The following is a 21,446-nucleotide window of genomic DNA, read 5'->3' as shown; positions in this document are numbered from 1 at the left end:
CCTGCTTTCTCTTATAGAAAGAAGTGGGAAGCATCCATTATTGAGGGGCTATGTGTAGGGGCTGTGCTACATTACCGGCGTCTGGAAAAGAAATACAAATCCTTTGCTGTCTTTCAAATCCTTTATGGCATCTCCGGCATAGATTTCTCCGTTTGTCAGTGAGAGTTTCTTGATTCCTGCATTCGGGCTAAAATCGATTTTCTTCAGGTCGAGCCAGAACAAGTTAGGGGTCAGTGTGGACTCAAAATAATATACTTTGTTCTTCTGGTCGGATACAGAACGCCAACGGGTGGAGGAGATATGGGGCTTGTCCGGTGTGGTGATACCGAACGGTACAGAAACATTGCGCATTACGCTCAATACACTGGGTACAGCAATCTTTGCATCCGCTGTTTGCGGAATGGCATTGATGTAGAACGATGCGCGTACAAAGCGGTCACTGGAGCGGTTGGTTCCCGGCAACATATTCAGTCCGCCTACCTCTTTCCAATAGTCGTTGATAGCCAGCTGGAGTTCATATTTGGGAGAGTTGGTCATTACTTGATACTGCTTGCCTTCATGTATCTCAAGGTTTCCGTCTATGTATTCCAGGATAGCCGTGTTTCCGGTTTCATCTGTGATGGCCAGATGCAGGGTGGAAGCGGCTCCGTTGGGCAGGTCTGGTGCATCAATGCGGAAGGATTCTTTTTTCAGTTCATCCACAGCTTCGCGTACGGTTGCAAAATTGTCGAGTACGTATTGCGTCCAGATACTGATGCCCATAATCGGGCGGTTGTCTCCCGGGCGGTGGTAAACGGACTCCGGAAGGAAGAGCAGGCTGGCAACCAGACCTTTCTCGTTCATACCGTCGCAGGTACCTATGTCATAACCGGCGGCAATGACGCTACCGTACTTGGAAGTCCAGTTCACTGTATTCCCTTTGTTGTAGCCTGCCCTTTGCATGCCTCTTGGGAATACATAGATGTTACTCATAAGGTCTTCTTTCCAGTCCATCGTACGTCCTGTAATGACTGTATTGTCAGGACCGATGTAGGTGGCTCGGGTACACGCTTCTGTTTGTTGCACACTTATGGCGGCTATGGCAGCCAGTGCAACAGCTATTGTCTTTATTGGTTTATTCATCTCGCTTTTGTCTTTATGAATTAATACTCTGTTTCATAGAATAACAAAAGGAGGGGAGTATAGTTTGAGAAAAAGAGGTGAAATCCCTTACTCGTCTTTTTCTTTCAGCAATTCCTCCATCTTCAACACCTCGTCCCGATACTGTGCGGCTTCGATAAAATCGAGTTTCTTGGCAGCCTCCTGCATAAGCTTCTTGGTACGTTCGATACTCTTTTCCAGTTGCTTGCGGCTCATGTACTGTACTATAGGGTCGGCAGCCATCGTAGATGTACTTTCTTGTTCCACATAGGGGCGGGGAGTGCTGGAAGTGAACTTCTCGCTGCTGAGGACGGCTTCGCCGGAAGCCTCGTTGGTGGCAAACACATTGAGGTTCTTGGCTTTCTTGATTTGCTGTGGTGTGATGCCGTGCTCTTCGTTGTACTTCAACTGCTTCTCGCGACGGCGGTTGGTCTCGTCGATGGTCAGTTGCATGCTGTCCGTTATCTTGTCGGCATACATGATGACCATGCCGTTCACGTTACGGGCGGCACGTCCGGCTGTCTGTGTCAGTGAGCGGTGGGAACGAAGGAAACCTTCCTTGTCTGCATCGAGGATGGCAACGAGAGAGACTTCGGGCAGGTCGAGTCCTTCACGCAGCAGATTGACACCGACAAGTACATCGTAAATGCCCTCGCGCAAGTCACCCATAATCTTCACACGTTCCAAAGTGTCTACGTCGCTGTGGATATAATTACACTTCACGTTGTTGTTCAGCAGATATTCCGTCAGTTCTTCAGCCATTCGTTTGGTGAGGGTGGTGACGAGGGTACGCTCGTTCTTCTCGATGCGTACTTGGATTTCTTCCATCAGGTCGTCTATTTGGTTGTGGCTGGGACGCACCTCAATAATGGGGTCTAACAGTCCCGTCGGGCGGATGACTTGTTCTACTACGATGCCTTCGGATTTCATCAGCTCATAGTCTGCCGGTGTGGCGCTGACGTAAATCACTTGTTTGGCCATCTCTTCGAATTCATCGAATTTCAGCGGGCGGTTGTCCATGGCTGCCGGCAAGCGGAACCCGTACTCCACCAGGTTTATCTTGCGGGCGCGGTCACCTCCGTACATGGCACGTATCTGCGGGACGCTGACGTGGCTTTCGTCAATGACTATCAGGAAATCTTCGGGGAAGAAGTCCAGCAGGCAGTAGGGGCGGGTACCGGCAGCACGCCCGTCAAAGTAGCGAGAATAATTCTCAATGCCGGAGCAATGTCCCAATTCGCGTATCATTTCCATATCATAGGTCACCCGTTCCTGCAAGCGTTTGGCCTCGAATGGGCGGCCTTCGTTTTCAAACCATTGCACCTGCTTGTGAAGGTCGTCCTCTATTTCGTGGATGGCACGCAACGTGGCTTCCTTGGTGGTCATGAAGAGGTTGGCGGGATAAATCTTGTAGGCATCGAACTTGGCGACGGTAACGCCGCTCATAGGGTCCACTTCCTCAATACTGTCTACCTCGTCTCCCCAAAAGGTGACGCGCAGCAAGTTGTCGGCGTAAGCCAGATAAATGTCCACCGTATCGCCTTTCACGCGGAAATTGCCGCGGTTCAGGTCAATGTCGTTGCGTACGTAAAGACTGTCCACCAGGCGTCGCAGGAAGACATTGCGACTGAAATTCTTGCCTTGCTGTACTTCGATGACGTTGTTGTAGAAGTCTGCCGGATTCCCCATGCCGTATATGCACGAAACGGAGGATACCACCACTACATCTTTCCTGCCCGAAAGCAGGGCGGAGGTGGCGGCAAGGCGCAACTTGTCTATCTCGTCGTTGATGGCGAGGTCTTTTTCTATATAGGTGTCCGATGATGGCAGGTAGGCTTCGGGCTGATAGTAGTCGTAGTAGGACACATAGTATTCCACGGCATTGTTCGGGAAGAATCCCTTGAACTCGCTGTATAACTGGGCAGCCAGCGTCTTGTTGTGGCTCAATATCAGCGTTGGCTTGTTGATGTTGGCAATGACGTTGGCTATGGTGAATGTCTTTCCGGACCCGGTGACACCGAGTAATGTTTGTGCAGGAAGTCCCTCATGCACGCCCTCGGTCAGCTGTGCGATGGCTTCCGGCTGGTCACCGGTAGGTTGGTAGGCGGATGTCAGTTCGAATTTGTTCATTTTCTCTTCTTAGAAGCGGCAATATTCGGTAAAATCTTTGAGATAAACAAAATTTTTTTGTTTACTTTGCAGCTATATTGATAACAACCATTAATAATTGTAATACAACGAAGAACATGATTTGGAATGAAAGCATCGAATGCATGGATCGCGAAAGCCTTCGTAAAATCCAGAGCATTCGTCTCAAAAAGACTGTGGAGCGTGTGTATCATGACACTCCTTTTTATCGTAAGAAAATGCAGGAACTGGGAGTTACTCCCGATGACATAAACAGTATAGATGATATTGTAAAACTGCCTTTTACTACCAAATACGACTTGCGGGACAATTATCCCTTCGGCCTCTGTGCCGTACCTATGAGCCAGATTGTGCGTATTCATGCCTCTTCCGGCACAACCGGAAAACCCACTGTGGTAGGCTATACCCGAAAAGACCTTTCAGCATGGTCCGAATGCCTTTCACGGGCCTTTACCGCCTATGGTGCCGGTAGCTCGGATATTTTCCAGGTGTCCTACGGTTACGGACTTTTTACCGGCGGACTGGGTGCGCATGCCGGTGCCGAGAATATCGGCGCTTCCGTCATCCCGATGTCCAGCGGCAATACGGAGAAGCAGATTACACTGATGCATGATTTCGGTTCTACCGTACTTTGCTGCACGCCCTCATACGCCCTCTATCTGGCAGATGCCATCAAAGACTCCGGTCTTCCCCGTGAAGAGTTTAAGTTGAAAGTGGGAGCCTTCGGCGCCGAGCCATGGACCGAAAGTATGCGTCGGGATATTGAAATCAAGCTGGGTATCAAGGCATTTGATATTTATGGGCTTAGTGAGATTGCCGGTCCCGGTGTAGGTTACGAATGCGAGTGCCAGCACGGTACCCACCTCAATGAAGACCATTACTTCCCCGAGATTGTAGACCCGAAGACCCTCGAACCGGTTGCCCCTGGAGAAACCGGCGAATTGGTGTTCACTCACCTTACCAAAGAGGGGATGCCGCTGTTGCGCTACCGTACCAAGGACCTCACCGCCCTGCACTACGATAAGTGCTCCTGCGGACGTACACTGGTTCGTATGGACCGCATCTTGGGACGTAGTGATGACATGCTGATTATCCGTGGTGTCAACGTGTTCCCCACGCAGATAGAGTCCGTTATCCTCGAAATGCCGGAGTTCGAGCCTCACTACCTTTTGCTGGTAGACCGCAAGAACAATACCGACACCATGGAGTTGCAGGTTGAGGTTCGTCCCGAATACTATTCCGATGAAATCAACAAGATGCTGGCTCTGAAGAAGAAGCTTGTGGCCCGCCTGCAGAGCGTACTCGGTCTCGGCGTAGATGTCCGTTTGGTAGAACCACGCAGTATTGAGCGCAGCGTAGGTAAAGCCAAGCGCGTTATCGACAACCGCAAATTGTAAATCGCCAAATTGTACATTGTACATGGTAAATCGTAAATTGTCAAATCGTAAATAAACCTATGGTAGCAAAACAACTTTCCATTTTTCTGGAGAACAAGTCCGGTCGCCTCACAGAGGTGACTGAAGTTCTTGCAAAAGAAGGTGTCAACCTTTCTGCTCTATGTATTGCAGAGAATGCCGATTTCGGTATCCTTCGTGGCATTGTTTCCGAACCGGATAAAGCATATAAGGCTTTGAAAGATAATCACTTCGCAGTGAACGTAACGGATGTAGTAGGCATCAGTTGTCCCAATATCCCCGGTTCATTGGCGAAAGTACTCCGTTTCCTCTCCGATGAAGGCGTGTTCATCGAGTACATGTATTCCTTTGCCAATGGTGAAACGGCCAATGTCATCATTCGTCCCAACGACATGGATAACTGTATCCGTGTATTGACAGAAAAAAAGGTCGATTTGCTGGCGGCAAGCGAACTCTATAAACTGTGAAAACGAAGGATTAGGGAGGAAGGATTAGGGATTAGTGATTAGTGACTGTGCTATCAACCTGCATAGTCCTCATCCTTAATCTTTCACCATTCATCCCTAATTCCTGCCCGTTCGTCTGGTTTTTGAAAAATTAAGGCTCGTATCGTTGCTTTATTCGATGCGAACCCCTATCTTTGCGCATTATTTGAACAAAAGTAATGAAGAAGAACATCCTAATAACTCTGCTTGCAGCATTGCTGCTCTCCTCGTGTGGAGAATACAACAAATTGCTGAAAAGCACAGATTACGAATACAAGTACGAAGCGGCAAAAAATTACTTCGCAAAAGGCCAGTACAACCGTGCTGCCACTTTGCTCAACGAATTGATTGCCATTCTCAAAGGTACTGATAAGGCAGAGGAATCCCTCTATATGTTGGGCATGAGTTACTATAACCAAAAGGATTATCAGACTGCTGCGCAGACTTTCATTCAATACTACAACGTTTATCCCCGCGGCACATTCACTGAACTGGCACGTTTCCATGCCGGTAAAGCTCTATATTTGGATACTCCGGAGCCGCGTTTGGACCAATCCGGTACGTATAGTGCCATCCAGCAGTTGCAGATGTTTATGGAATACTTCCCGCAAAGTTCCAAGAAAGAAGAAGCGCAGAACATGATATTTGCCTTGCAGGACAAGCTGGTGATGAAGGAGTATCTGTCTGCAAAACTTTATTATAATATGGGTAATTATCTGGGCAACAACTATCAGGCTTGCGTTATCACTGCGCAGAATGCTTTGAAGGATTATCCCTATACCAACCTACGTGAAGATTTATCCATTCTTATCTTGCGTGCCAAGTATGAGTTGGCTGTGTATAGTGTGGAAGATAGAAGAGCCGAACGTTACCGTGAAGCGGTGGATGAATGTTATGCCTTTAAAAACGAATTCCCTGAAAGCAAGTATACGAAGGAAGCCGACCGAATCTTCAAGGAGTCACAGAAAATGCTGGGCGAGGGAGGCGAAGAACAAGAGTAATTAGTAATTAATAATTTGTAATTAATACTATAGATAAATTTATGGATTACAGAAAGACAAATGCTCCTACTACTACGGTGACCCGTGATATGATGGAGTTGTGTGAGGATACCGGTAATGTATACGAAAGCGTAGCGATTATCGGAAAACGTGCCAACCAGATTAGTGTGGAAATCAAGAACGACCTTTCCAAAAAGCTTGCTGAGTTTGCCTCTTACAATGATAATTTGGAAGAAGTGTTCGAAAACCGGGAACAGATTGAGATTTCCCGCTATTACGAAAAACTGCCGAAGCCGACATTGATTGCAACGCAAGAGTATGTGGAGGGTAAGATTTACTATCGTAACCCGGCTAAGGAAAAAGAAAAATTACAGTAATGATACAACGTATTCAATCTGTTTATTTGTTGTTGGTAACTATCCTGTTGGTTGTGGCAATTTGCATGCCTGTAGGACAGTTCATCGGAGCGGACGGAGTGACAGCACATGTTTTCAAACCTCTGGGAGTGGCTTTGGCCGACGGAGGATTTCAGTCTACTTGGGGCTTGTTCGGGATATTGTTGCTCAGTGCACTTGTTGCCTTCTGTACGATATTCCTTTTCCGTAACCGTATGTTGCAAATACGCATGACGATTTTCAGCAGCATTCTGCTGATAGGCTACTACATAGCCTTCTGTGTATTTATGTTTATTTTGAAGGGTGATTTGGATGCAATGACTTTCCAGTTGGGATGGGCGCTTTGCCTTCCGGTGGTAGCCATCATCCTCAACTATCTGGCCTTCCGTGCCATCTACAAAGATGAGGTGATGGTGAAGGCGGCAGACCGTTTAAGAAGATAAGAAGGTTTATCTACTTGATAATAACAAAAGGCAGACCACGTATTTCATTCGGAATACGTGGTCTGCCTTTTTTATCGTTTCCTCTTGAGGTTACAGTCGTTCCATTATACTGTTCCCATTAGAGGAAATTGTCGTTCCTACGTGTGGAAACGGGTGTTTCCTATAAGCATTACTTCTTCAAGTCGAAGAGATAAGTTATCTTGGCCGTAATGACTCCGTGTGCGGAGCGTGAGAAAAAGTCCTTCTTGGTGCTACCATAGAAATCGGATAAAGCATAGTAGTATCTTCCTTCTACGATGAAATTGCCTGCCTTGGTGCGCAGCTCTATGCCTGCTCCACCTGCAATGCCGTAGTCGAATTTGTTGTCTATGGCCTTGCCGTGCTGTTCCACGGTGATGTTGGTGTAGGATTCTGCTACAGTGCCGTCCCAGTCGCCGTCTATCTTTTCGCTGTCGCCAAGCAGGAAACCTATCTGCGGACCGGCATGGATGAAGAATTGCAAACCGCGGTCCTTGCCGAATGCCAGATGCGCCAGGAACGGTATTTCCACATAGTTCATGGTGCGGGTGTAGCTCAGTGTGGGATAGTCCTCGTAATACTCGTCCCAACCGTGTTGTGAGAAGTTCAGCTCGATTTGTGCACCGCAAATCATACTGAAGTATTTTTCGGAAATGTATCGGGCTGTTACACCGCCGTTGATACCCATCAGATTCTTCTGCTTGACAGAGGGAGAGAAGCTTACGCTATTCAGATTGATGCCTCCATTGACGCCCACAGCGAAGTTGTGGCGTTGCTCGCCCACCTGCGCATGCAGGGGCAATATACATGCACACACCAGCAGGGCGAATATGATGATTGTTCTCAGGTTCATGTTATAAGTTATAAGTTACGAGTTACAGGCTACAAGTTGATAGTTATATAGTGGATTATCAGATGATTAATCCTTAATCCCTAATCAAAGTCCAATTTCACCAGCTCAAAGTTCTTGGTGAAGTGCACGAAGAACACCTTCTTGTTGATGAAGCCTCCCCAGTTGTTTACCCGTTGGAACTTGAAGCCGGTCTGGATGGGAATCAAATCCAGTCCCTGCATGTTCTTCTCGAAAGAAGAGCCATAGCGCGCAAGTCCTTTCAGGAAGAAATAACCGGTATCGAAGCCCAACATGCCGAATTTGGGATAGCGTTCGTCCATCTCCTTGCCATACCATCTGCGGTAGCTCTTGGTGAAGTTGATGGCGGCAGGAAGCAGGTTGTTGGTATAGAAAGAGGAATAGAAATAGGTGTCCAGTTCGAAGAAGGCTTCCAGGTGGTCTTTGGTGTAGGTCTGCCACTCCGGATAGCCGAACAGATGGACACGGCTTTCGGGTTGCTCGCGTACCAACAGCGTCAATTGGGGAAGTATCTTAATCAATGTCAGGTTACTGCCGGATGTGGGGATAAAGATATTCTCACGGTCCGTGCGTAATACTGTTTTCAGGGATTCTACGGTGACATCCTCTTTCAGGCTCTTCATCGGGATGGAACGGTTGCGCAGTTCATCTTTCAGTCCCTTGATGAATTCTGCCTTGTCCTTGGTGCCCTGGCTGGCTTCAATGAAGATGACGTTGGCATTGGGGAACTGGCGCACAAAGTGGTCGTACACCTCGGAGTACAGATAGGATTGGGGGGTATTTATCTGATAGACCGCCGGATTCTGGAATACCGTGTTGTCTTTCGATGTGAATGGTATCACCAGGCGTGTGTCTTGTTTCTTGGCAAACTCGGCCAGCGGTTTGATGTGCTGTTGGTACAGAGGCCCGAAGATGATGTCCATGTCCTTCATCTCGCTTTTGCCCAGAATGGAGTTCAGCGAGGCACTTTCGGGGCCCGAATTGTAAGTGTACAAGTCAATGGAAGTGCCGGTACGTTTCAGGCTGTCTACGGCCATCAGCAGGCCTTCGTAGTATTCCACCATACGGGAGGACTCACTCTTCGATACCCCGTCCAAAAAGGGGAGGATGACGGCAGCCTTGATGGTGCTGAAACGCTCTGTCTCTTTTCTGTTTTCGCGGAACAGCTCGCTGTTGGTAGGCGTGGCCTGCAACTGCGCGCTCTGCTCCGTCTGTGCCTTGGGGTAGGGGATGCAGAGGAAGGTTCCCTTCTTTATTTTGTTCTCGCCTTTCAGCTCCGGATTGGCGGCAATCAGCTCGGCTTCGCTGATGCCGTATTCGCGGCTGATGCTGAATACGGTTTCTTTTCGTTTCACCTTGTGCATGTCGCGGCAGCGCGACTCTATGGGACCGGGAATATTGTTGTTGGCAACCACTGTGTTGTTGCTCAGTGTCTCGGTCGGGGCCATGGTTTCGGCCTCGGTTGTGGAAGGAATGAGGATGACTTGTCCGATACGGAAATTCTCGGCGCTCAGTCCAGGGTTGGCGTCACAGATGGCTTTGGCAGATACGTTGTATTTCACAGTCAGCCGGTAGAGGGTCTCGCCGGATGCGATGGTGTGGTATGTTTCTTTTTGTGCGTTGGCGGCACTGCGGGGGATACGCAGCGTGCGTCCGATGAATATTCTCTCGTCACTGCCGGGATTCAGTTTGATGATGTCTGCCTGGCTGACGCCGTACATGCTGGCGATGGAGTAGAGACTTTGTCCTTTTTCGATGGTATGCAGGAAATAAGATTGGTTCTCTTGTGCCACTGCACCCAGCGTGCATGCGCCGGCAAGCAGCAGGGAGCAGATAATGCGGTTAATCGTTTTCATTCAGTAATCGTTGGTTTATGTTTACAATTTCCCAAAGTAGCTGCAAAGGTACGAATATTGTGGCATTTCTGCCAAAGGATTGCGTTAAGAAATAATATTGTGCATTTCAAAACTGAAAAATAGCGCTTTTCGGCTGATATTCGGGGGGAAACAGTTATTTTTGCAGTTAAAACGATAGGATAAATTAACATGCAAGAAGAAACAGAATATATCAATGTATATGGTGCGCGCGTGCACAACCTTAAGAATATCGATGCCGAGATTCCCCGTAACAGCCTTACGGTGATTACCGGACTGAGCGGAAGCGGCAAGTCCTCGCTGGCATTCGATACTATCTTTGCCGAAGGGCAGCGCCGCTATATCGAGACTTTTTCGGCATACGCCCGTAACTTCCTGGGAAACCTGGAGCGTCCGGATGTGGACAAGATAACGGGACTGAGCCCGGTTATCTCCATCGAGCAGAAAACCACCAACAAGAATCCGCGCTCCACCGTGGGCACTACCACCGAGGTGTACGATTACCTGCGTCTGCTCTATGCCCGCGCCGGCGACGCCTACTCCTACCTCTCGGGCGAGAAGATGGTGAAGTACACCGAAGAGCAGATACTGGACCTCATCCTGAAAGACTATAAAGGAAAGCGCATCTACATCCTTGCCCCGCTGGTGCGGGGTCGTAAGGGACACTACAAGGAGCTTTTCGAGCAGGTGCGCAAGAAAGGCTACCTCTACGTGCGTGTGGACGGCGAGGTGCGCGAAGCCCTGCCCGGTATGAAGCTGGACCGCTACAAGAACCACGATGTGGAGGTAGTGATAGACAAGCTTGTGGTGGCAGATAAGGACGACACGCGCCTGAAGAACAGCGTAGCCACCGCCATGCGCCAGGGCGACGGGCTGCTGATGATACTCGATGCGCAGACCGACAGCGTGCGCCATTACAGCAAGCGGCTGATGTGTCCCGTGACGGGCTTGTCCTATCGGGAACCGGCACCGCACAACTTCTCCTTCAACTCCCCGCAGGGCGCATGCCCCAAGTGCAAAGGGCTGGGGGTGGTGAGCCAGATTGACATCGACAAGGTGATTCCCGACCGCGAGCTCTCCATCGCCGGAGGTGCCATCGCACCCTTGGGGAAAGCCAAGAACAGCATGATTTTCTGGCAGATTACCGCCTTGCTGGAGAAGTATGAGGCAACGCTGAAAACTCCGGTGAAGGAGCTGCCGGAGGATGCACTGGACGAGGTGCTCTACGGCTCGGACGAGCGCATCAAGATAAAGAGTTCGCTGATAGGCACCTCTTCCGACTACTTCGTGACGTTTGAGGGTGTCATCAAATACATTCAGATGTTGCAAGAGAAGGATGCTTCCGCCACGGCGCAGAAGTGGGCGGACCAGTTTGCCAAGACTGCCGTTTGTCCGGAGTGCCATGGCGCCAAGCTGAACAAGGAAGCGCTTTCGTTCCGCATCCACGACAAGAACATCTACGAACTGTCCACAATGGACATTAGCGAGCTGTATGACTGGCTATCTGCCGTAGACCCGCATCTCAGCAGCAAGCAGCAGCAGATTGCCGGTGAAATCCTGAAGGAAATCCGTACGCGGCTCAAGTTTCTGCTCGATGTCGGTCTGGATTATCTGTCGCTGAACCGCAGTTCCGTCAGCCTTTCCGGTGGAGAGAGCCAGCGTATCCGCCTGGCTACGCAGATAGGCTCTCAGCTGGTGAATGTGCTCTATATATTGGACGAGCCGAGTATCGGCCTGCACCAGCGTGACAACCAGCGCTTGATACACTCTTTGAAGGAACTGCGTGACATTGGCAACTCCGTCATTGTGGTGGAGCATGACAAGGATATGATGCTCGCCGCCGATTATGTCATTGATATGGGGCCGAAAGCCGGTAGGCTGGGAGGGGATGTCGTCTTTGCTGGCACTCCCCGCGAAATGCTCCGGACGCATACGCTGACCTCCCAATATCTGAATGGAGAACGTGCCATCGAGGTGCCTGCCAAGCGTCGCGAGGGCAATGGGCACAGTCTGTGGCTACGAGGCGCCAAAGGCAATAATCTGAAGAATGTGGATGTGGAGTTTCCGTTGGGCAAGCTGATTTGTGTTACCGGTGTGTCTGGCAGTGGCAAATCCACACTTATCAACGAGACGTTGCAGCCTATTCTTTCGCAGAAGTTCTACCGCTCCCTTCAAGACCCTTTGGAGTATGACAGCATTGAAGGGTTGGAGCATATAGACAAGGTGGTAAATGTAGACCAGTCTCCCTTGGGACGTACGCCGCGCTCCAATCCTGCCACCTATACGGGTGTGTTCTCGGATATCCGCAATCTGTTTGTCGGCCTGCCCGAAGCGAAGATACGCGGGTACAAGCCGGGACGCTTCTCCTTCAACGTCAGTGGCGGACGCTGCGAGGCTTGCCAGGGCAACGGCTACAAATGTATTGAGATGAATTTCCTGCCGGATGTGTATGTGCCTTGCGAGGTGTGCCACGGCAAACGCTATAACCGCGAGACGCTGGAAGTGCGCTTTAAAGGCAAGTCCATTGCCGATGTGCTGGATATGACCATCAACCGTGCGGTGGAGTTCTTCGAGAATGTGCCCCAGATATTGAATAAGATTAAGGTTATCCAGGAAGTGGGATTGGGCTATATCAAGCTGGGACAGTCCTCCACCACGCTCTCCGGAGGTGAGAGCCAGCGCGTAAAGTTGGCTACGGAACTCTCCAAGCGTGATACGGGCAAGACACTCTATATCCTCGACGAACCTACCACCGGACTTCATTTTGAAGATATCCGTGTACTGATGAATGTACTGAACAAACTTGTTGACAAAGGAAACACCGTCATCGTCATAGAGCATAATCTCGATGTCATTAAGATGGCGGACTACATCATTGATATGGGTCCCGAAGGTGGCAAGGGGGGAGGGGAACTCCTCTCCTGCGGAACACCCGAAGAGGTGGCGAAGAGCGAGAAAGGCTATACTCCGAAATTCCTGCGTGAAGAGCTGGGGGATAATTACTAATTACTAATTTTGTAACTTGTTATGGTGAAAATTAATAAGACGAATGCAGCGCGGCTGCTCGACAAAGCCAAGATAGCCTATGAACTCATTCCCTACGAGGTGGATGAGAACGATTTGAGCGCCGTACATGTAGCCGCCAGTTTGGGCGAGGACATCAACTGCGTGTTCAAGACACTTATTCTTCACGGTGATAAATCCGGCTACTTTGTCTGCGTCATCCCGGGTGAGCACGAAGTGGATTTGAAACTGGCGGCAAAGGCATCGGGCAACAAGAAGTGTGACCTCATTCCGGTTAAGGAACTTTTACCTCTGACTGGCTACGTCCGCGGAGGCTGTTCGCCCATCGGCATGAAGAAGCCTTTCCCTACCTATATCCATGAAACGTGCCTGCGGTTTCCGTATATTTATATCAGTGCCGGACAACGTGGTTTGCAGCTTAAACTGGACCCGAAGGATTTGGTAAAAGAAGTGCGTGCAGAAGTTTGTGTTCTTTTTAATGAATAAATCTTCTATTTCTGCCGAGATATTTTAATTTTATAAGGAAATGTTCAATAGAATTTATATATTTGCAGGAATTATTCAAGAAATCAATCCAATTACTAATTCTAAAAACTAATTTTTATGTTCAACAAACACCCTAAAGGTCTGATTGCCGCATCCTTTGCTAATTTGGGCGAGCGTTTCGGCTTTTATACCATGATGGCCATTCTTGTACTTTTTCTGCAAGCCAAGTTCGGACTGGATGGAAAAGAGGCAGGTTTGATCTACTCAACATTTTATTTTTCTATTTACATTCTTGCATTGATAGGTGGTATTATTGCCGACAGAACCCGTAATTACAAAGGTACCATCTTTACCGGCATTGTCTTGATGGCGGTAGGCTACTTGATGCTTGCCATCCCGTCTCCTACACCGGTTGCCAATAAAACCTTGTTTTTGGTGATTACTTGTGCGGCCTTGTTTGTCATTGCTTTCGGAAATGGTCTTTTCAAGGGAAATCTTCAAGCGCTGGTAGGGCAGATGTACGACAATCCCCAATATTCCAGCATGCGTGATTCTGGTTTCTCCTTATTCTATATGTTCATCAATGTAGGTGCCATCTTTGCTCCGTTTGCCGCAGTAGGCGTACGTAACTGGTGGCTGTCCACATTCGGCTACAATTATGATGCCGACCTGCCTGCCCTTTGCCACGGACATCTGGCAGGAACGCTGACTCCCGAAGCTGTGGACACTTATAGTGCACTGGCAACGAAAGCCACTATTTCCGGAACACCCGTAACGGATATGACGGTATTTGCCAATGAATATCTGAACGTGTTTACCACCGGTTTCCATTATGCATTCGGTGTAGCTATCCTGGCTATGGTTCTTTCTTTGGTAATTTTCGTCATCAACAGAAAGAAATTCCCCGATCCCAGCAAGAAGGTGGCTGCAAAAGCGGGCGATGCCACTGCAGTGGAGATGAGCGCACAAGAGGTAAGACAGCGCATGTATGCATTGTTTGCCGTATTCGGTGTGGTAATTTTCTTCTGGTTCTCGTTCCATCAGAATGGGTTGACACTGACGTATTTTGCCAAGGAATATACAGATTTGAATTTATTCGGCATGGCTATTTCAGCTGAGCTGTTCCAGTCTTTGAACCCGATTTTCGTTGTATCTCTGACACCGGTCATCATGGCTGTCTTTGCAGCACAGCGTGCCAAGGGTAAAGAGCCTTCCACTCCGCGGAAGATTGCCATCGGTATGGGTATTGCTGCCACCGGCTTCCTTATAATGGCTATCGGTTCTTATGTAAGCAACTTGCCGATGCACAAGGATATAATCGCTTTGGGTACCTCTCCGGTGAAGGTGACTCCGCTGTTGCTGATGGTTACCTATCTGATATTGACTGTTGCCGAATTGTACATTTCTCCGTTGGGCATTTCATTCGTGTCCAAGGTGGCTCCTCCCAAATATCAGGGTATCATGCAGGGCGGTTGGCTCGGCGCTACTGCCATTGGTAATCAGTTGCTCGTTATCGGTGCTATCCTCTACGAAAGTATTCCTATCTGGATGACGTGGACGGTATTTGTAGTAGCGTGCTGCATTTCGATGTTCACCATGCTGTTCATGCTGAAATGGCTTGAAAAGGTGGCGAAGTAATCGGAAACGAAAGATAAAACTAAAGGCTGCGCAGTTCATTACGAACATTGCGCAGCCTTTAGTTTTTGGAGGGCTTTTAATGCCGGGACTCAGATTTCCAGTCCCATGATGTAGTCATTCATGTAATATCCGTTTCCTATCGGGAAATCCCCTTCACGGAGTTTCCACATTCCCATATGTTCATAAAACTGCAGTGCCTTGTTGTTACGGTTTACATTCAATTCCATCAGACAAGGGCCGGGATGTACTTCCTTGATGTACTTGATGGCTTCGCGAAAGAGGAAACTGCCGCAATGTGCACCCTGGTAATAGGGGAGCACATAAATCTTTTGCAGGTGGAATAAATCTTCTCCTTGCTGCTGTACGGACACATAGCCCGCCGCTTCACATTCTTCGTAAGCCAGGAAATAGACGTGGCCTTCCTCTTCCATTTGTTTACGGATATTGTCCAATGAATACATCCATTCCATCATGTAGTCGGTCTGCTCGGGAGTAAGGATATCCTTATACGTGACGGGAAATATTTGCTGCGCAAGTTTCTGAATCAGTGCGCAGTCTGCTGTCGTTGCTTTTCTTATGGTAAACATATCGGTTGTATTTATACTGTTTGGGGTGTAAAGTTAAGCCTTTTTTGTGAAACAATCGTTATCTTTGCAGACCGTTACCGAACTAACTAATTCTGATTTTAAAAATTATGGCATTTACGAGCAACATTATGATTGTCCGCCACAGATTGCTGAAGGAACTGGTAAAGCTGTGGAATAACAACGAACTTGTGGATAAAATAGACCGGCTGCCCATCGAGCTGAGTCCGAAGAGGTCCAAGCACGCGGGACGCTGCTGTGTGCACAAAGAGCGCGCGGTGTGGAAGTACAAGTCATTGCCGCTTCTGGGACTCGATATGGAGGACGAGACGGATGAGCTGACCCCCTTGTCGGAGTACGCTGCCCGTGCACTGGACAGAGCGGAAAATGGCAGGCCGAAAGACAATATCATGTGTGTGATTGACGAAGCTTGTTCGGCATGTGTGCAGATTAACTACGAGATTACGAACCTCTGCCGCGGATGTACGGCACGCAGTTGCCAGGTGAATTGTCCCAAGAAGGCAGTGCACGTCAAGGAGAGTGGGCAGGCATGGATTGACCATGATGCGTGTATCAGTTGCGGCATCTGCCATAAGAGTTGTCCCTACCATGCCATTGTTTATATTCCCGTACCTTGTGAGGAGGCTTGTCCCGTGAAAGCCATCAGTAAGGATGAGAAGGGGATAGAGCATATTGACGAAAGCAAATGTATCTATTGCGGAAAGTGTCTCAATGCATGTCCATTCGGAGCAATTTTCGAAATATCGCAGGTGTTCGACGTGTTGCACAGAATCCGCAAGGGTGAGCAGGTGGTGGCTATCGTGGCTCCGTCCATCCTGGGGCAGTTCAAGACGACTATTGAACAAGTATATGGCGCATTGAAACAAGTCGGTTTTACGGATGTCATCGAGGTGGCTCAGGGAGCGATGGATACCGTCAGCAACGAGGCGCACGAGCTGATTGAGAAGCTGGAGGAGGGTCAGAAGTTTATGACGACTTCCTGTTGTCCGTCTTATATAGAGTTGGTGAACAAGCATATTTCTGCCATGAAGCCTTACGTGTCGGGCACCGGTTCGCCAATGTATTATGCTGCCCGCATTGCTAAAAAGAAGTATCCGGATGCGAAGGTGGTCTTCATAGGTCCTTGCGTTGCCAAGCGCAAAGAGGCGCAGCGCGACGAGGCGGTGGACTTTATCATGACTTTCGAGGAGGTGGCTTCCGTGCTTGCCGGGCTGGATATTCAGATGGAGCAGGCAAAGCCCTATTCCATGAGTTTTACTTCCGTGCGCGAGGCGCATGGTTTTGCGCAGGCAGGAGGCGTGATGGGTGCCGTGAAAGCCTATCTGAAGGAAGAGGCAGATAAAATCAATGCCGTACAAGTGGCTAATCTGGATAAGAAGGCTATCGGTGCGTTGCGTGCTTACGCCAAGTCGGGCAAGGCTCCGGGGCAATTTATTGAAGTGATGGCTTGCGAGGGCGGTTGTATTACCGGGCCATGTTCGCATAATGAAATAACTGCCGGAAAGCGCCAGCTGACGCAGGAGTTGGCAAAGAGGAAAGAGACGTATTAACCCTTTGTCCGTTTATATGAAGCATTTGATTGACAAACTGTGGAGCAATCGCAGGCTGGATGCCGAAGAGTATAAAGCCTTGCTTCTTTGCCGGGACACAGAACTTGCAGCCTACCTGCAGGAGCTTGCCCGGGAAGAAGCGCTTGCCCGCTTTGGCAATAAAATCTTCATTCGCGGACTGATTGAGATAACCAACCGTTGCCGCAATAACTGCTACTATTGCGGCATACGGAAGGAGAACCGGAACATAACCCGTTATGAGCTGACGCAGGAGGAGATTCTTTCGTGTTGCCATGAAGGCTATCGGTTGGGCTTCCGTACCTTTGTGCTGCAAGGGGGCGAAGCGCCGGCGGTGAAGGATGAGGGGATGGTGGAGACAGTTGCCGCCATCCGGCAATCCTTCCCGGATTGTGCCATTACCTTATCTTTGGGCGAAAAATCGCGGGAAGCCTACGAACGTTTCTTCCTGGCAGGTGCCAACCGCTATCTGTTGCGGCACGAAACCTGCAACGAAGGGCATTATCACCGGCTTCATCCTGCTGAGGTGTCCCTTTCCCATCGGTTGCAATGCTTGGACTGGCTGAAAGAGATAGGCTATCAAGTGGGAACCGGAATCATGGTAGGCAGTCCTTACCAGACGGTGGACCATCTGGTAGAAGATATTCTCTTCATCGAACGGTTTCAGCCGGAGATGATAGGCATGGGACCTTTTCTTCCGCATCACGATACTCCGTTTTCCTCTTTTCCGCCGGGAGATATGGAGTTGACGCTGAAGTTGCTTTCTATCTTCCGGCTGATGTATCCCGCGGCACTGATACCTGCTACCACTGCCCTGGCCACACTTGCTCCGAACGGACGGGAACGGGGAATATTGGCTGGCGCCAATGTCGTGATGCCTAATCTTTCGCCTTCTCATCAGCGGACGAAGTACTCCCTTTATGATAACAAAGCTTCTGCGGGTGCCGAAGCGGCAGAAGGTTTGCAAAAATTGGAGGAACAACTGAAAGGGATAGGCTACGAGGTATCAAAAGAGAGAGGAGATTATGAGAATGGAGAATTGACCGTTGATAATTGATAATTTTCAAATCTTCATTCTTTATTTTAATTACCAATTGTCAATTTACGAAGTGTATAACATAAAGTCAAGACAAGCAGAAGAATTCATCAATCACCAGGAGATATTGGATACATTGGAGTATGCGCAGGCAAACCGCAACAACCGTCCGTTCATCGAAAGTTTGATTGACAAGGCTGCTTTGTGCCAGGGACTTTCCCATCGGGAGGCGGCCCTGCTGCTGGAATGTGACGAGCCGGAACTGGTGCAGCGCATCTATCATCTGGCACGTGAAATCAAACGGAAATTCTATGGCAACCGCATTGTGATGTTTGCCCCGCTTTACCTTTCCAACTATTGCGTGAACGGTTGCGTCTATTGCCCGTATCATGCCAAGAACCGTACCATCCCCCGCAAGAAACTCTCGCAAGAGGAGATACGCCGCGAGGTTATCGCCTTGCAGGACATGGGGCATAAACGCCTGGCGCTGGAAGCCGGAGAAGACCCTCGAAACAACCCTATCGACTATATCTTAGAGTCTATCCGCACCATCTACAGCATCCACCACAAGAACGGGGCCATCCGCCGGGTGAATGTCAACATAGCCGCCACTACAGTGGAAAACTATCGGTTGCTGAAAGAGGCAGGTATCGGCACTTATATCCTTTTTCAGGAGACTTACAGCAAAGAGCATTACGAAGTCTTGCATCCCACGGGATCGAAAAGTAATTATGCCTACCACACCGAAGCGATGGACCGTGCTATGGAGGGTGGCATCGACGACGTAGGTATCGGTGTATTGTTCGGTCTGAACACCTATCGTTATGACTTCGTAGGACTGCTGATGCATGCCGAACATCTGGAAGCTACCTTTGGCGTGGGTCCGCATACCATCAGCGTGCCGCGTATCTGTCCGGCAGATGATATTTCGACCGAGGATTTTCCCGATGCCATCTCGGATGAGATGTTCTGCCGTATTGTGGCAGTGGCGCGCATTGCGGTGCCTTATACGGGAATGATTATTTCCACCCGTGAGTCGGAAGCCGTACGCCGTCGGGTGCTCGAACTGGGCGTTTCGCAGATAAGCGGCGGTTCACGCACCAGCGTAGGAGGTTATGCCGTGCCGGAAGCCAAAGAGGAAGATTCCTCCCAATTCGATGTGAGCGACCGGCGCACGCTGGATGAAGTGGTGAGCTGGCTGCTCGACTTGGGGCATATCCCCAGTTTCTGCACCGCCTGCTACCGCGAGGGACGTACCGGAGACCGCTTCATGTCGCTCGTCAAGCGCGGACAGATAGCAAACTGCTGCCAGCCCAATGCACTGATGACATTAAAAGAATATCTGGAAGACTATGCCTCCTCCGAAACCAAGGAGAAGGGCATACAGCTGATTCGTGAGGAGATGGAGCATATCCCGAACCCCAAGATACGGGCGATAGCCGAACGTAATCTTCAGGAGATAGGGGAGGGGAAAAGAGACTTTAGATTTTAGATTTCGGATTTATGAATAATACACCTCGTTCCAACCGCCTGCACATTGCCGTCTTTGGACGACGGAACAGCGGAAAGTCCAGCCTTGTCAATGCCTTGACCGGGCAAGACACGGCATTGGTATCCGCAACGCCCGGCACTACTACCGATCCCGTGACCAAAGCCATGGAAGTATATCCTTTGGGCCCGTGCCTCTTTATCGATACCCCCGGTTTTGATGACGACGAAGGCGAACTGGGCGGTATGCGCGTGGAGCGTACCTTAAAGACGGTGGAGAAAGCGGACATCGCCCTCTTGCTTTATGAAGCTGACGGAACGCTGGAACAGCAATGGCTAAAGCTGCTGGCAGCGCGCGAAATCCCCGTGATACTGATACTGAATAAAGCCGATTCCCGTCAAGACACCGCTTCCGTGGTGCTTCGGATTGAAAAGGAGTGCGGGCAGGCTCCCGTTGTGGTCAGTGCCAAAGAGGGTACCGGCATTCAAGGCATTTTCGATGCTATCCTCGAAAAGTTTCCCGAGAATTTTGGTGAGCAGACTATCACGGGCGATTTGGTACGTGAAGGAGATGTCGTCCTGCTGGTGATGCCCCAGGATATACAAGCCCCCAAAGGTCGTCTCATTCTTCCGCAAGTGCAGACCATCCGCGAACTGTTGGATAAAAAGTGCTTAGTGATGAGCTGCACCACCGACAAGCTGCAAGCCTCCCTGCAAGCCCTTGTCCGTCCGCCTAAGCTGATAATCACCGATTCACAAGTATTCCCCATCGTCTATCAACAAAAGCCTGCCGAAAGTAGTCTTACTTCCTTCTCGGTTCTTTTTGCCGGTTACAAAGGAGACATCAATGCCTTTGTAGAGGGAGCTGCCGCTATTCATAGTCTGACACCCCAATCGCGTGTACTGATAGCCGAAGCCTGCACCCACGCCCCGCTGACCGAGGACATCGGCACCGTCAAAATTCCCCGCCTGCTACGAAAGCGCATCGGCGAGGAATTGCAGATAGACTTTGTCTCTGGAAATGACTTTCCCAAAGACTTGTCCCGATATGATTTAATTATCCATTGCGGCGCTTGCATGTTCAACCGGAAGTACGTTCTCAATCGTATAGCCCATGCTTGCGCACAGCACATCCCCATAACCAACTACGGAGTAGCAATTGCGAGTCTGACCGGTATATTGGATAAAATTGTTATCCATCGGTAAATATCCCTCTTCCTCTCTGTTCACGTTACTGATGTTATAGAGTAGCGTGAACTACTTTTCTTGTTAATAATGTTTAATATAAAGTACTTTGTAATGCAAGGTACTAGTATAATACATATATTTGTGCCATACAAGGAACAACAATAGAATGAATAAGGACACTCATTACTCTATTGCGCAGCCAAATAGTAAATCGTAAATTGTCAAATAGTAAATACCATTATGGATGTAAACAATGTAAAGTCGCAAATGCGCAAGGGCATGCTTGAATATTGCATCATGCTGCTGCTTCACAAGGAGCCGGCTTACGCTTCGGATATCATTCAGAAGTTGAAAGAAGCCAGACTGATTGTAGTGGAAGGTACACTTTATCCGTTGCTCACCCGTCTGAAGAACGACGACTTGCTGGGTTATGAATGGATTGAGTCTACGCAAGGTCCTCCACGTAAGTATTACCGGTTGACGGAAAAAGGAGAAGTCTTTCTCGGTGAACTGGAAATATCCTGGAAAGAGTTGAACGAGACGGTGAATCATATCAGCAATTCTTGAAATGACCACAGAGAATATGCTGCATTCGCCGAATGGTAAATAGTAAATCGTAAATA

18 protein-coding genes are annotated in these 21,446 nt (G+C 49.2%); 13 read left to right on the top strand and 5 right to left on the bottom strand.

Translation table 11 applies throughout. The features are described from left to right. Window positions 1-66: 66 nt before the first annotated feature. Both DWY55_RS10495 and uvrB read right to left on the bottom strand, forming a co-directional pair. Window positions 67-1,122 (bottom strand): linear amide C-N hydrolase, encoded by a 1,056-nt coding sequence (locus DWY55_RS10495; RefSeq protein WP_120178078.1) that lies wholly within the window; start codon window positions 1,120-1,122, stop codon window positions 67-69. 87 nt (window positions 1,123-1,209) lie between these two features. Next, window positions 1,210-3,270 (bottom strand): excinuclease ABC subunit UvrB, encoded by a 2,061-nt coding sequence (gene uvrB / locus DWY55_RS10490; protein ID WP_022400712.1) that lies wholly within the window; start codon window positions 3,268-3,270, stop codon window positions 1,210-1,212. 116 nt (window positions 3,271-3,386) lie between these two features. On the opposite strand from uvrB, the gene DWY55_RS10480 reads away from it, so the two are divergent. From DWY55_RS10480 to DWY55_RS10460, 5 genes are all read left to right on the top strand, one after another. Continuing rightward, on the top strand, window positions 3,387-4,685 hold the full coding sequence (locus DWY55_RS10480; protein WP_117958652.1) for a phenylacetate--CoA ligase family protein: 1,299 nt from the start codon (window positions 3,387-3,389) through the stop codon (window positions 4,683-4,685). Between the two features lie 59 nt (window positions 4,686-4,744). After that, window positions 4,745-5,170, top strand: a complete 426-nt coding sequence (locus DWY55_RS10475) for an amino acid-binding protein (RefSeq protein ID WP_005825359.1) — start codon at window positions 4,745-4,747, stop codon at window positions 5,168-5,170. Window positions 5,171-5,367: 197 nt separating this feature from the next. Continuing rightward, window positions 5,368-6,189 carry an outer membrane protein assembly factor BamD gene (locus tag DWY55_RS10470; protein ID WP_005836575.1) on the top strand — a complete coding sequence of 274 codons (822 nt, stop codon included), beginning with the start codon at window positions 5,368-5,370 and terminating at the stop codon, window positions 6,187-6,189. 41 nt (window positions 6,190-6,230) lie between these two features. Next, a complete protein-coding gene (locus tag DWY55_RS10465) occupies window positions 6,231-6,566 on the top strand; it encodes a DNA-directed RNA polymerase subunit omega (RefSeq protein ID WP_005825356.1) in 336 nt (111 codons plus the stop codon). Next, a complete protein-coding gene (locus DWY55_RS10460) occupies window positions 6,566-7,027 on the top strand; it encodes a DUF4293 domain-containing protein (RefSeq protein WP_005825355.1) in 462 nt (153 codons plus the stop codon). The genes DWY55_RS10465 and DWY55_RS10460 overlap by 1 nt, the downstream gene beginning before the upstream one ends. Window positions 7,028-7,196: 169 nt before the next feature. Here the strand turns inward: DWY55_RS10460 and DWY55_RS10455 are convergent, their stop codons facing one another. After that, the gene (locus tag DWY55_RS10455) at window positions 7,197-7,898 is read right to left on the bottom strand and encodes a porin family protein (protein WP_008663316.1); all 702 of its coding nucleotides are present in this window, start codon (window positions 7,896-7,898) and stop codon (window positions 7,197-7,199) included. Window positions 7,899-7,978: 80 nt separating this feature from the next. Further along, window positions 7,979-9,772 (bottom strand): LysM peptidoglycan-binding domain-containing protein, encoded by a 1,794-nt coding sequence (locus DWY55_RS10450; protein ID WP_120178077.1) that lies wholly within the window; start codon window positions 9,770-9,772, stop codon window positions 7,979-7,981. 189 nt (window positions 9,773-9,961) lie between these two features. Here DWY55_RS10450 and uvrA point away from each other — a divergent pair, with 189 nt between their 5' ends. From uvrA to DWY55_RS10430, 3 genes are all read left to right on the top strand, one after another. Next, complete coding sequence (gene uvrA / locus DWY55_RS10440) at window positions 9,962-12,796, top strand: excinuclease ABC subunit UvrA (RefSeq protein WP_057255991.1); 2,835 nt, start codon at window positions 9,962-9,964, stop codon at window positions 12,794-12,796. A gap of 24 nt (window positions 12,797-12,820) precedes the next feature. Then, window positions 12,821-13,300, top strand: coding sequence for a Cys-tRNA(Pro) deacylase (ybaK, locus tag DWY55_RS10435; protein ID WP_117878220.1), 480 nt, complete (start codon window positions 12,821-12,823; stop codon window positions 13,298-13,300). Between the two features lie 117 nt (window positions 13,301-13,417). Beyond that, complete coding sequence (locus tag DWY55_RS10430) at window positions 13,418-14,938, top strand: peptide MFS transporter (RefSeq protein WP_057252567.1); 1,521 nt, start codon at window positions 13,418-13,420, stop codon at window positions 14,936-14,938. Window positions 14,939-15,027: 89 nt separating this feature from the next. Here the strand turns inward: DWY55_RS10430 and DWY55_RS10425 are convergent, their stop codons facing one another. Continuing rightward, on the bottom strand, window positions 15,028-15,525 hold the full coding sequence (locus DWY55_RS10425) for a GNAT family N-acetyltransferase (protein WP_117878175.1): 498 nt from the start codon (window positions 15,523-15,525) through the stop codon (window positions 15,028-15,030). Between the two features lie 107 nt (window positions 15,526-15,632). Between DWY55_RS10425 and DWY55_RS10420 the strand changes: the two genes are divergently transcribed. From DWY55_RS10420 to DWY55_RS10400, 5 genes are all read left to right on the top strand, one after another. Further along, window positions 15,633-17,093 carry a monomeric [FeFe] hydrogenase gene (locus tag DWY55_RS10420; protein ID WP_117878173.1) on the top strand — a complete coding sequence of 487 codons (1,461 nt, stop codon included), beginning with the start codon at window positions 15,633-15,635 and terminating at the stop codon, window positions 17,091-17,093. A gap of 16 nt (window positions 17,094-17,109) precedes the next feature. Beyond that, window positions 17,110-18,168, top strand: a complete 1,059-nt coding sequence (gene hydE, locus DWY55_RS10415; RefSeq protein WP_120178076.1) for a [FeFe] hydrogenase H-cluster radical SAM maturase HydE — start codon at window positions 17,110-17,112, stop codon at window positions 18,166-18,168. 52 nt (window positions 18,169-18,220) lie between these two features. Then, the gene (hydG, locus tag DWY55_RS10410) at window positions 18,221-19,639 is read left to right on the top strand and encodes a [FeFe] hydrogenase H-cluster radical SAM maturase HydG (RefSeq protein WP_117878218.1); all 1,419 of its coding nucleotides are present in this window, start codon (window positions 18,221-18,223) and stop codon (window positions 19,637-19,639) included. A gap of 11 nt (window positions 19,640-19,650) precedes the next feature. Then, window positions 19,651-20,841, top strand: a complete 1,191-nt coding sequence (gene hydF, locus DWY55_RS10405; RefSeq protein WP_117878169.1) for a [FeFe] hydrogenase H-cluster maturation GTPase HydF — start codon at window positions 19,651-19,653, stop codon at window positions 20,839-20,841. Window positions 20,842-21,063: 222 nt separating this feature from the next. Further along, a complete protein-coding gene (locus DWY55_RS10400) occupies window positions 21,064-21,390 on the top strand; it encodes a PadR family transcriptional regulator (RefSeq protein ID WP_057255984.1) in 327 nt (108 codons plus the stop codon). Window positions 21,391-21,446 lie beyond the last annotated feature (56 nt).

Origin of the sequence: Bacteroides sp. AF25-38AC, from assembly GCF_003602995.1 — a bacterium.
Lineage (GTDB): Bacteria > Bacteroidota > Bacteroidia > Bacteroidales > Bacteroidaceae > Bacteroides > Bacteroides uniformis.
The sequence above is the reverse complement of the archived record's forward strand: the minus strand, read 5'-3'. Positions and strand labels throughout refer to the sequence as shown.

Excerpts from the sequence above, each read along its gene's own strand:
- DWY55_RS10495 (WP_120178078.1), bottom strand. The coding sequence starts at position 1,122 with ATGAATAAACCAATAAAGACAATAGCTGTTGCACTGGCTGCCATAGCC.
- uvrB (WP_022400712.1), bottom strand. The coding sequence starts at position 3,270 with ATGAACAAATTCGAACTGACATCCGCCTACCAACCTACCGGTGACCAG.
- DWY55_RS10480 (WP_117958652.1), top strand. The coding sequence starts at position 3,387 with ATGATTTGGAATGAAAGCATCGAATGCATGGATCGCGAAAGCCTTCGT.
- DWY55_RS10475 (WP_005825359.1), top strand. The coding sequence starts at position 4,745 with ATGGTAGCAAAACAACTTTCCATTTTTCTGGAGAACAAGTCCGGTCGC.
- DWY55_RS10470 (WP_005836575.1), top strand. The coding sequence starts at position 5,368 with ATGAAGAAGAACATCCTAATAACTCTGCTTGCAGCATTGCTGCTCTCC.
- DWY55_RS10465 (WP_005825356.1), top strand. The coding sequence starts at position 6,231 with ATGGATTACAGAAAGACAAATGCTCCTACTACTACGGTGACCCGTGAT.
- DWY55_RS10460 (WP_005825355.1), top strand. The coding sequence starts at position 6,566 with ATGATACAACGTATTCAATCTGTTTATTTGTTGTTGGTAACTATCCTG.
- DWY55_RS10455 (WP_008663316.1), bottom strand. The coding sequence starts at position 7,898 with ATGAACCTGAGAACAATCATCATATTCGCCCTGCTGGTGTGTGCATGT.
- DWY55_RS10450 (WP_120178077.1), bottom strand. The coding sequence starts at position 9,772 with ATGAAAACGATTAACCGCATTATCTGCTCCCTGCTGCTTGCCGGCGCA.
- uvrA (WP_057255991.1), top strand. The coding sequence starts at position 9,962 with ATGCAAGAAGAAACAGAATATATCAATGTATATGGTGCGCGCGTGCAC.
- DWY55_RS10430 (WP_057252567.1), top strand. The coding sequence starts at position 13,418 with ATGTTCAACAAACACCCTAAAGGTCTGATTGCCGCATCCTTTGCTAAT.
- DWY55_RS10425 (WP_117878175.1), bottom strand. The coding sequence starts at position 15,525 with ATGTTTACCATAAGAAAAGCAACGACAGCAGACTGCGCACTGATTCAG.
- DWY55_RS10420 (WP_117878173.1), top strand. The coding sequence starts at position 15,633 with ATGGCATTTACGAGCAACATTATGATTGTCCGCCACAGATTGCTGAAG.
- hydE (WP_120178076.1), top strand. The coding sequence starts at position 17,110 with ATGAAGCATTTGATTGACAAACTGTGGAGCAATCGCAGGCTGGATGCC.
- hydF (WP_117878169.1), top strand. The coding sequence starts at position 19,651 with ATGAATAATACACCTCGTTCCAACCGCCTGCACATTGCCGTCTTTGGA.
- DWY55_RS10400 (WP_057255984.1), top strand. The coding sequence starts at position 21,064 with ATGGATGTAAACAATGTAAAGTCGCAAATGCGCAAGGGCATGCTTGAA.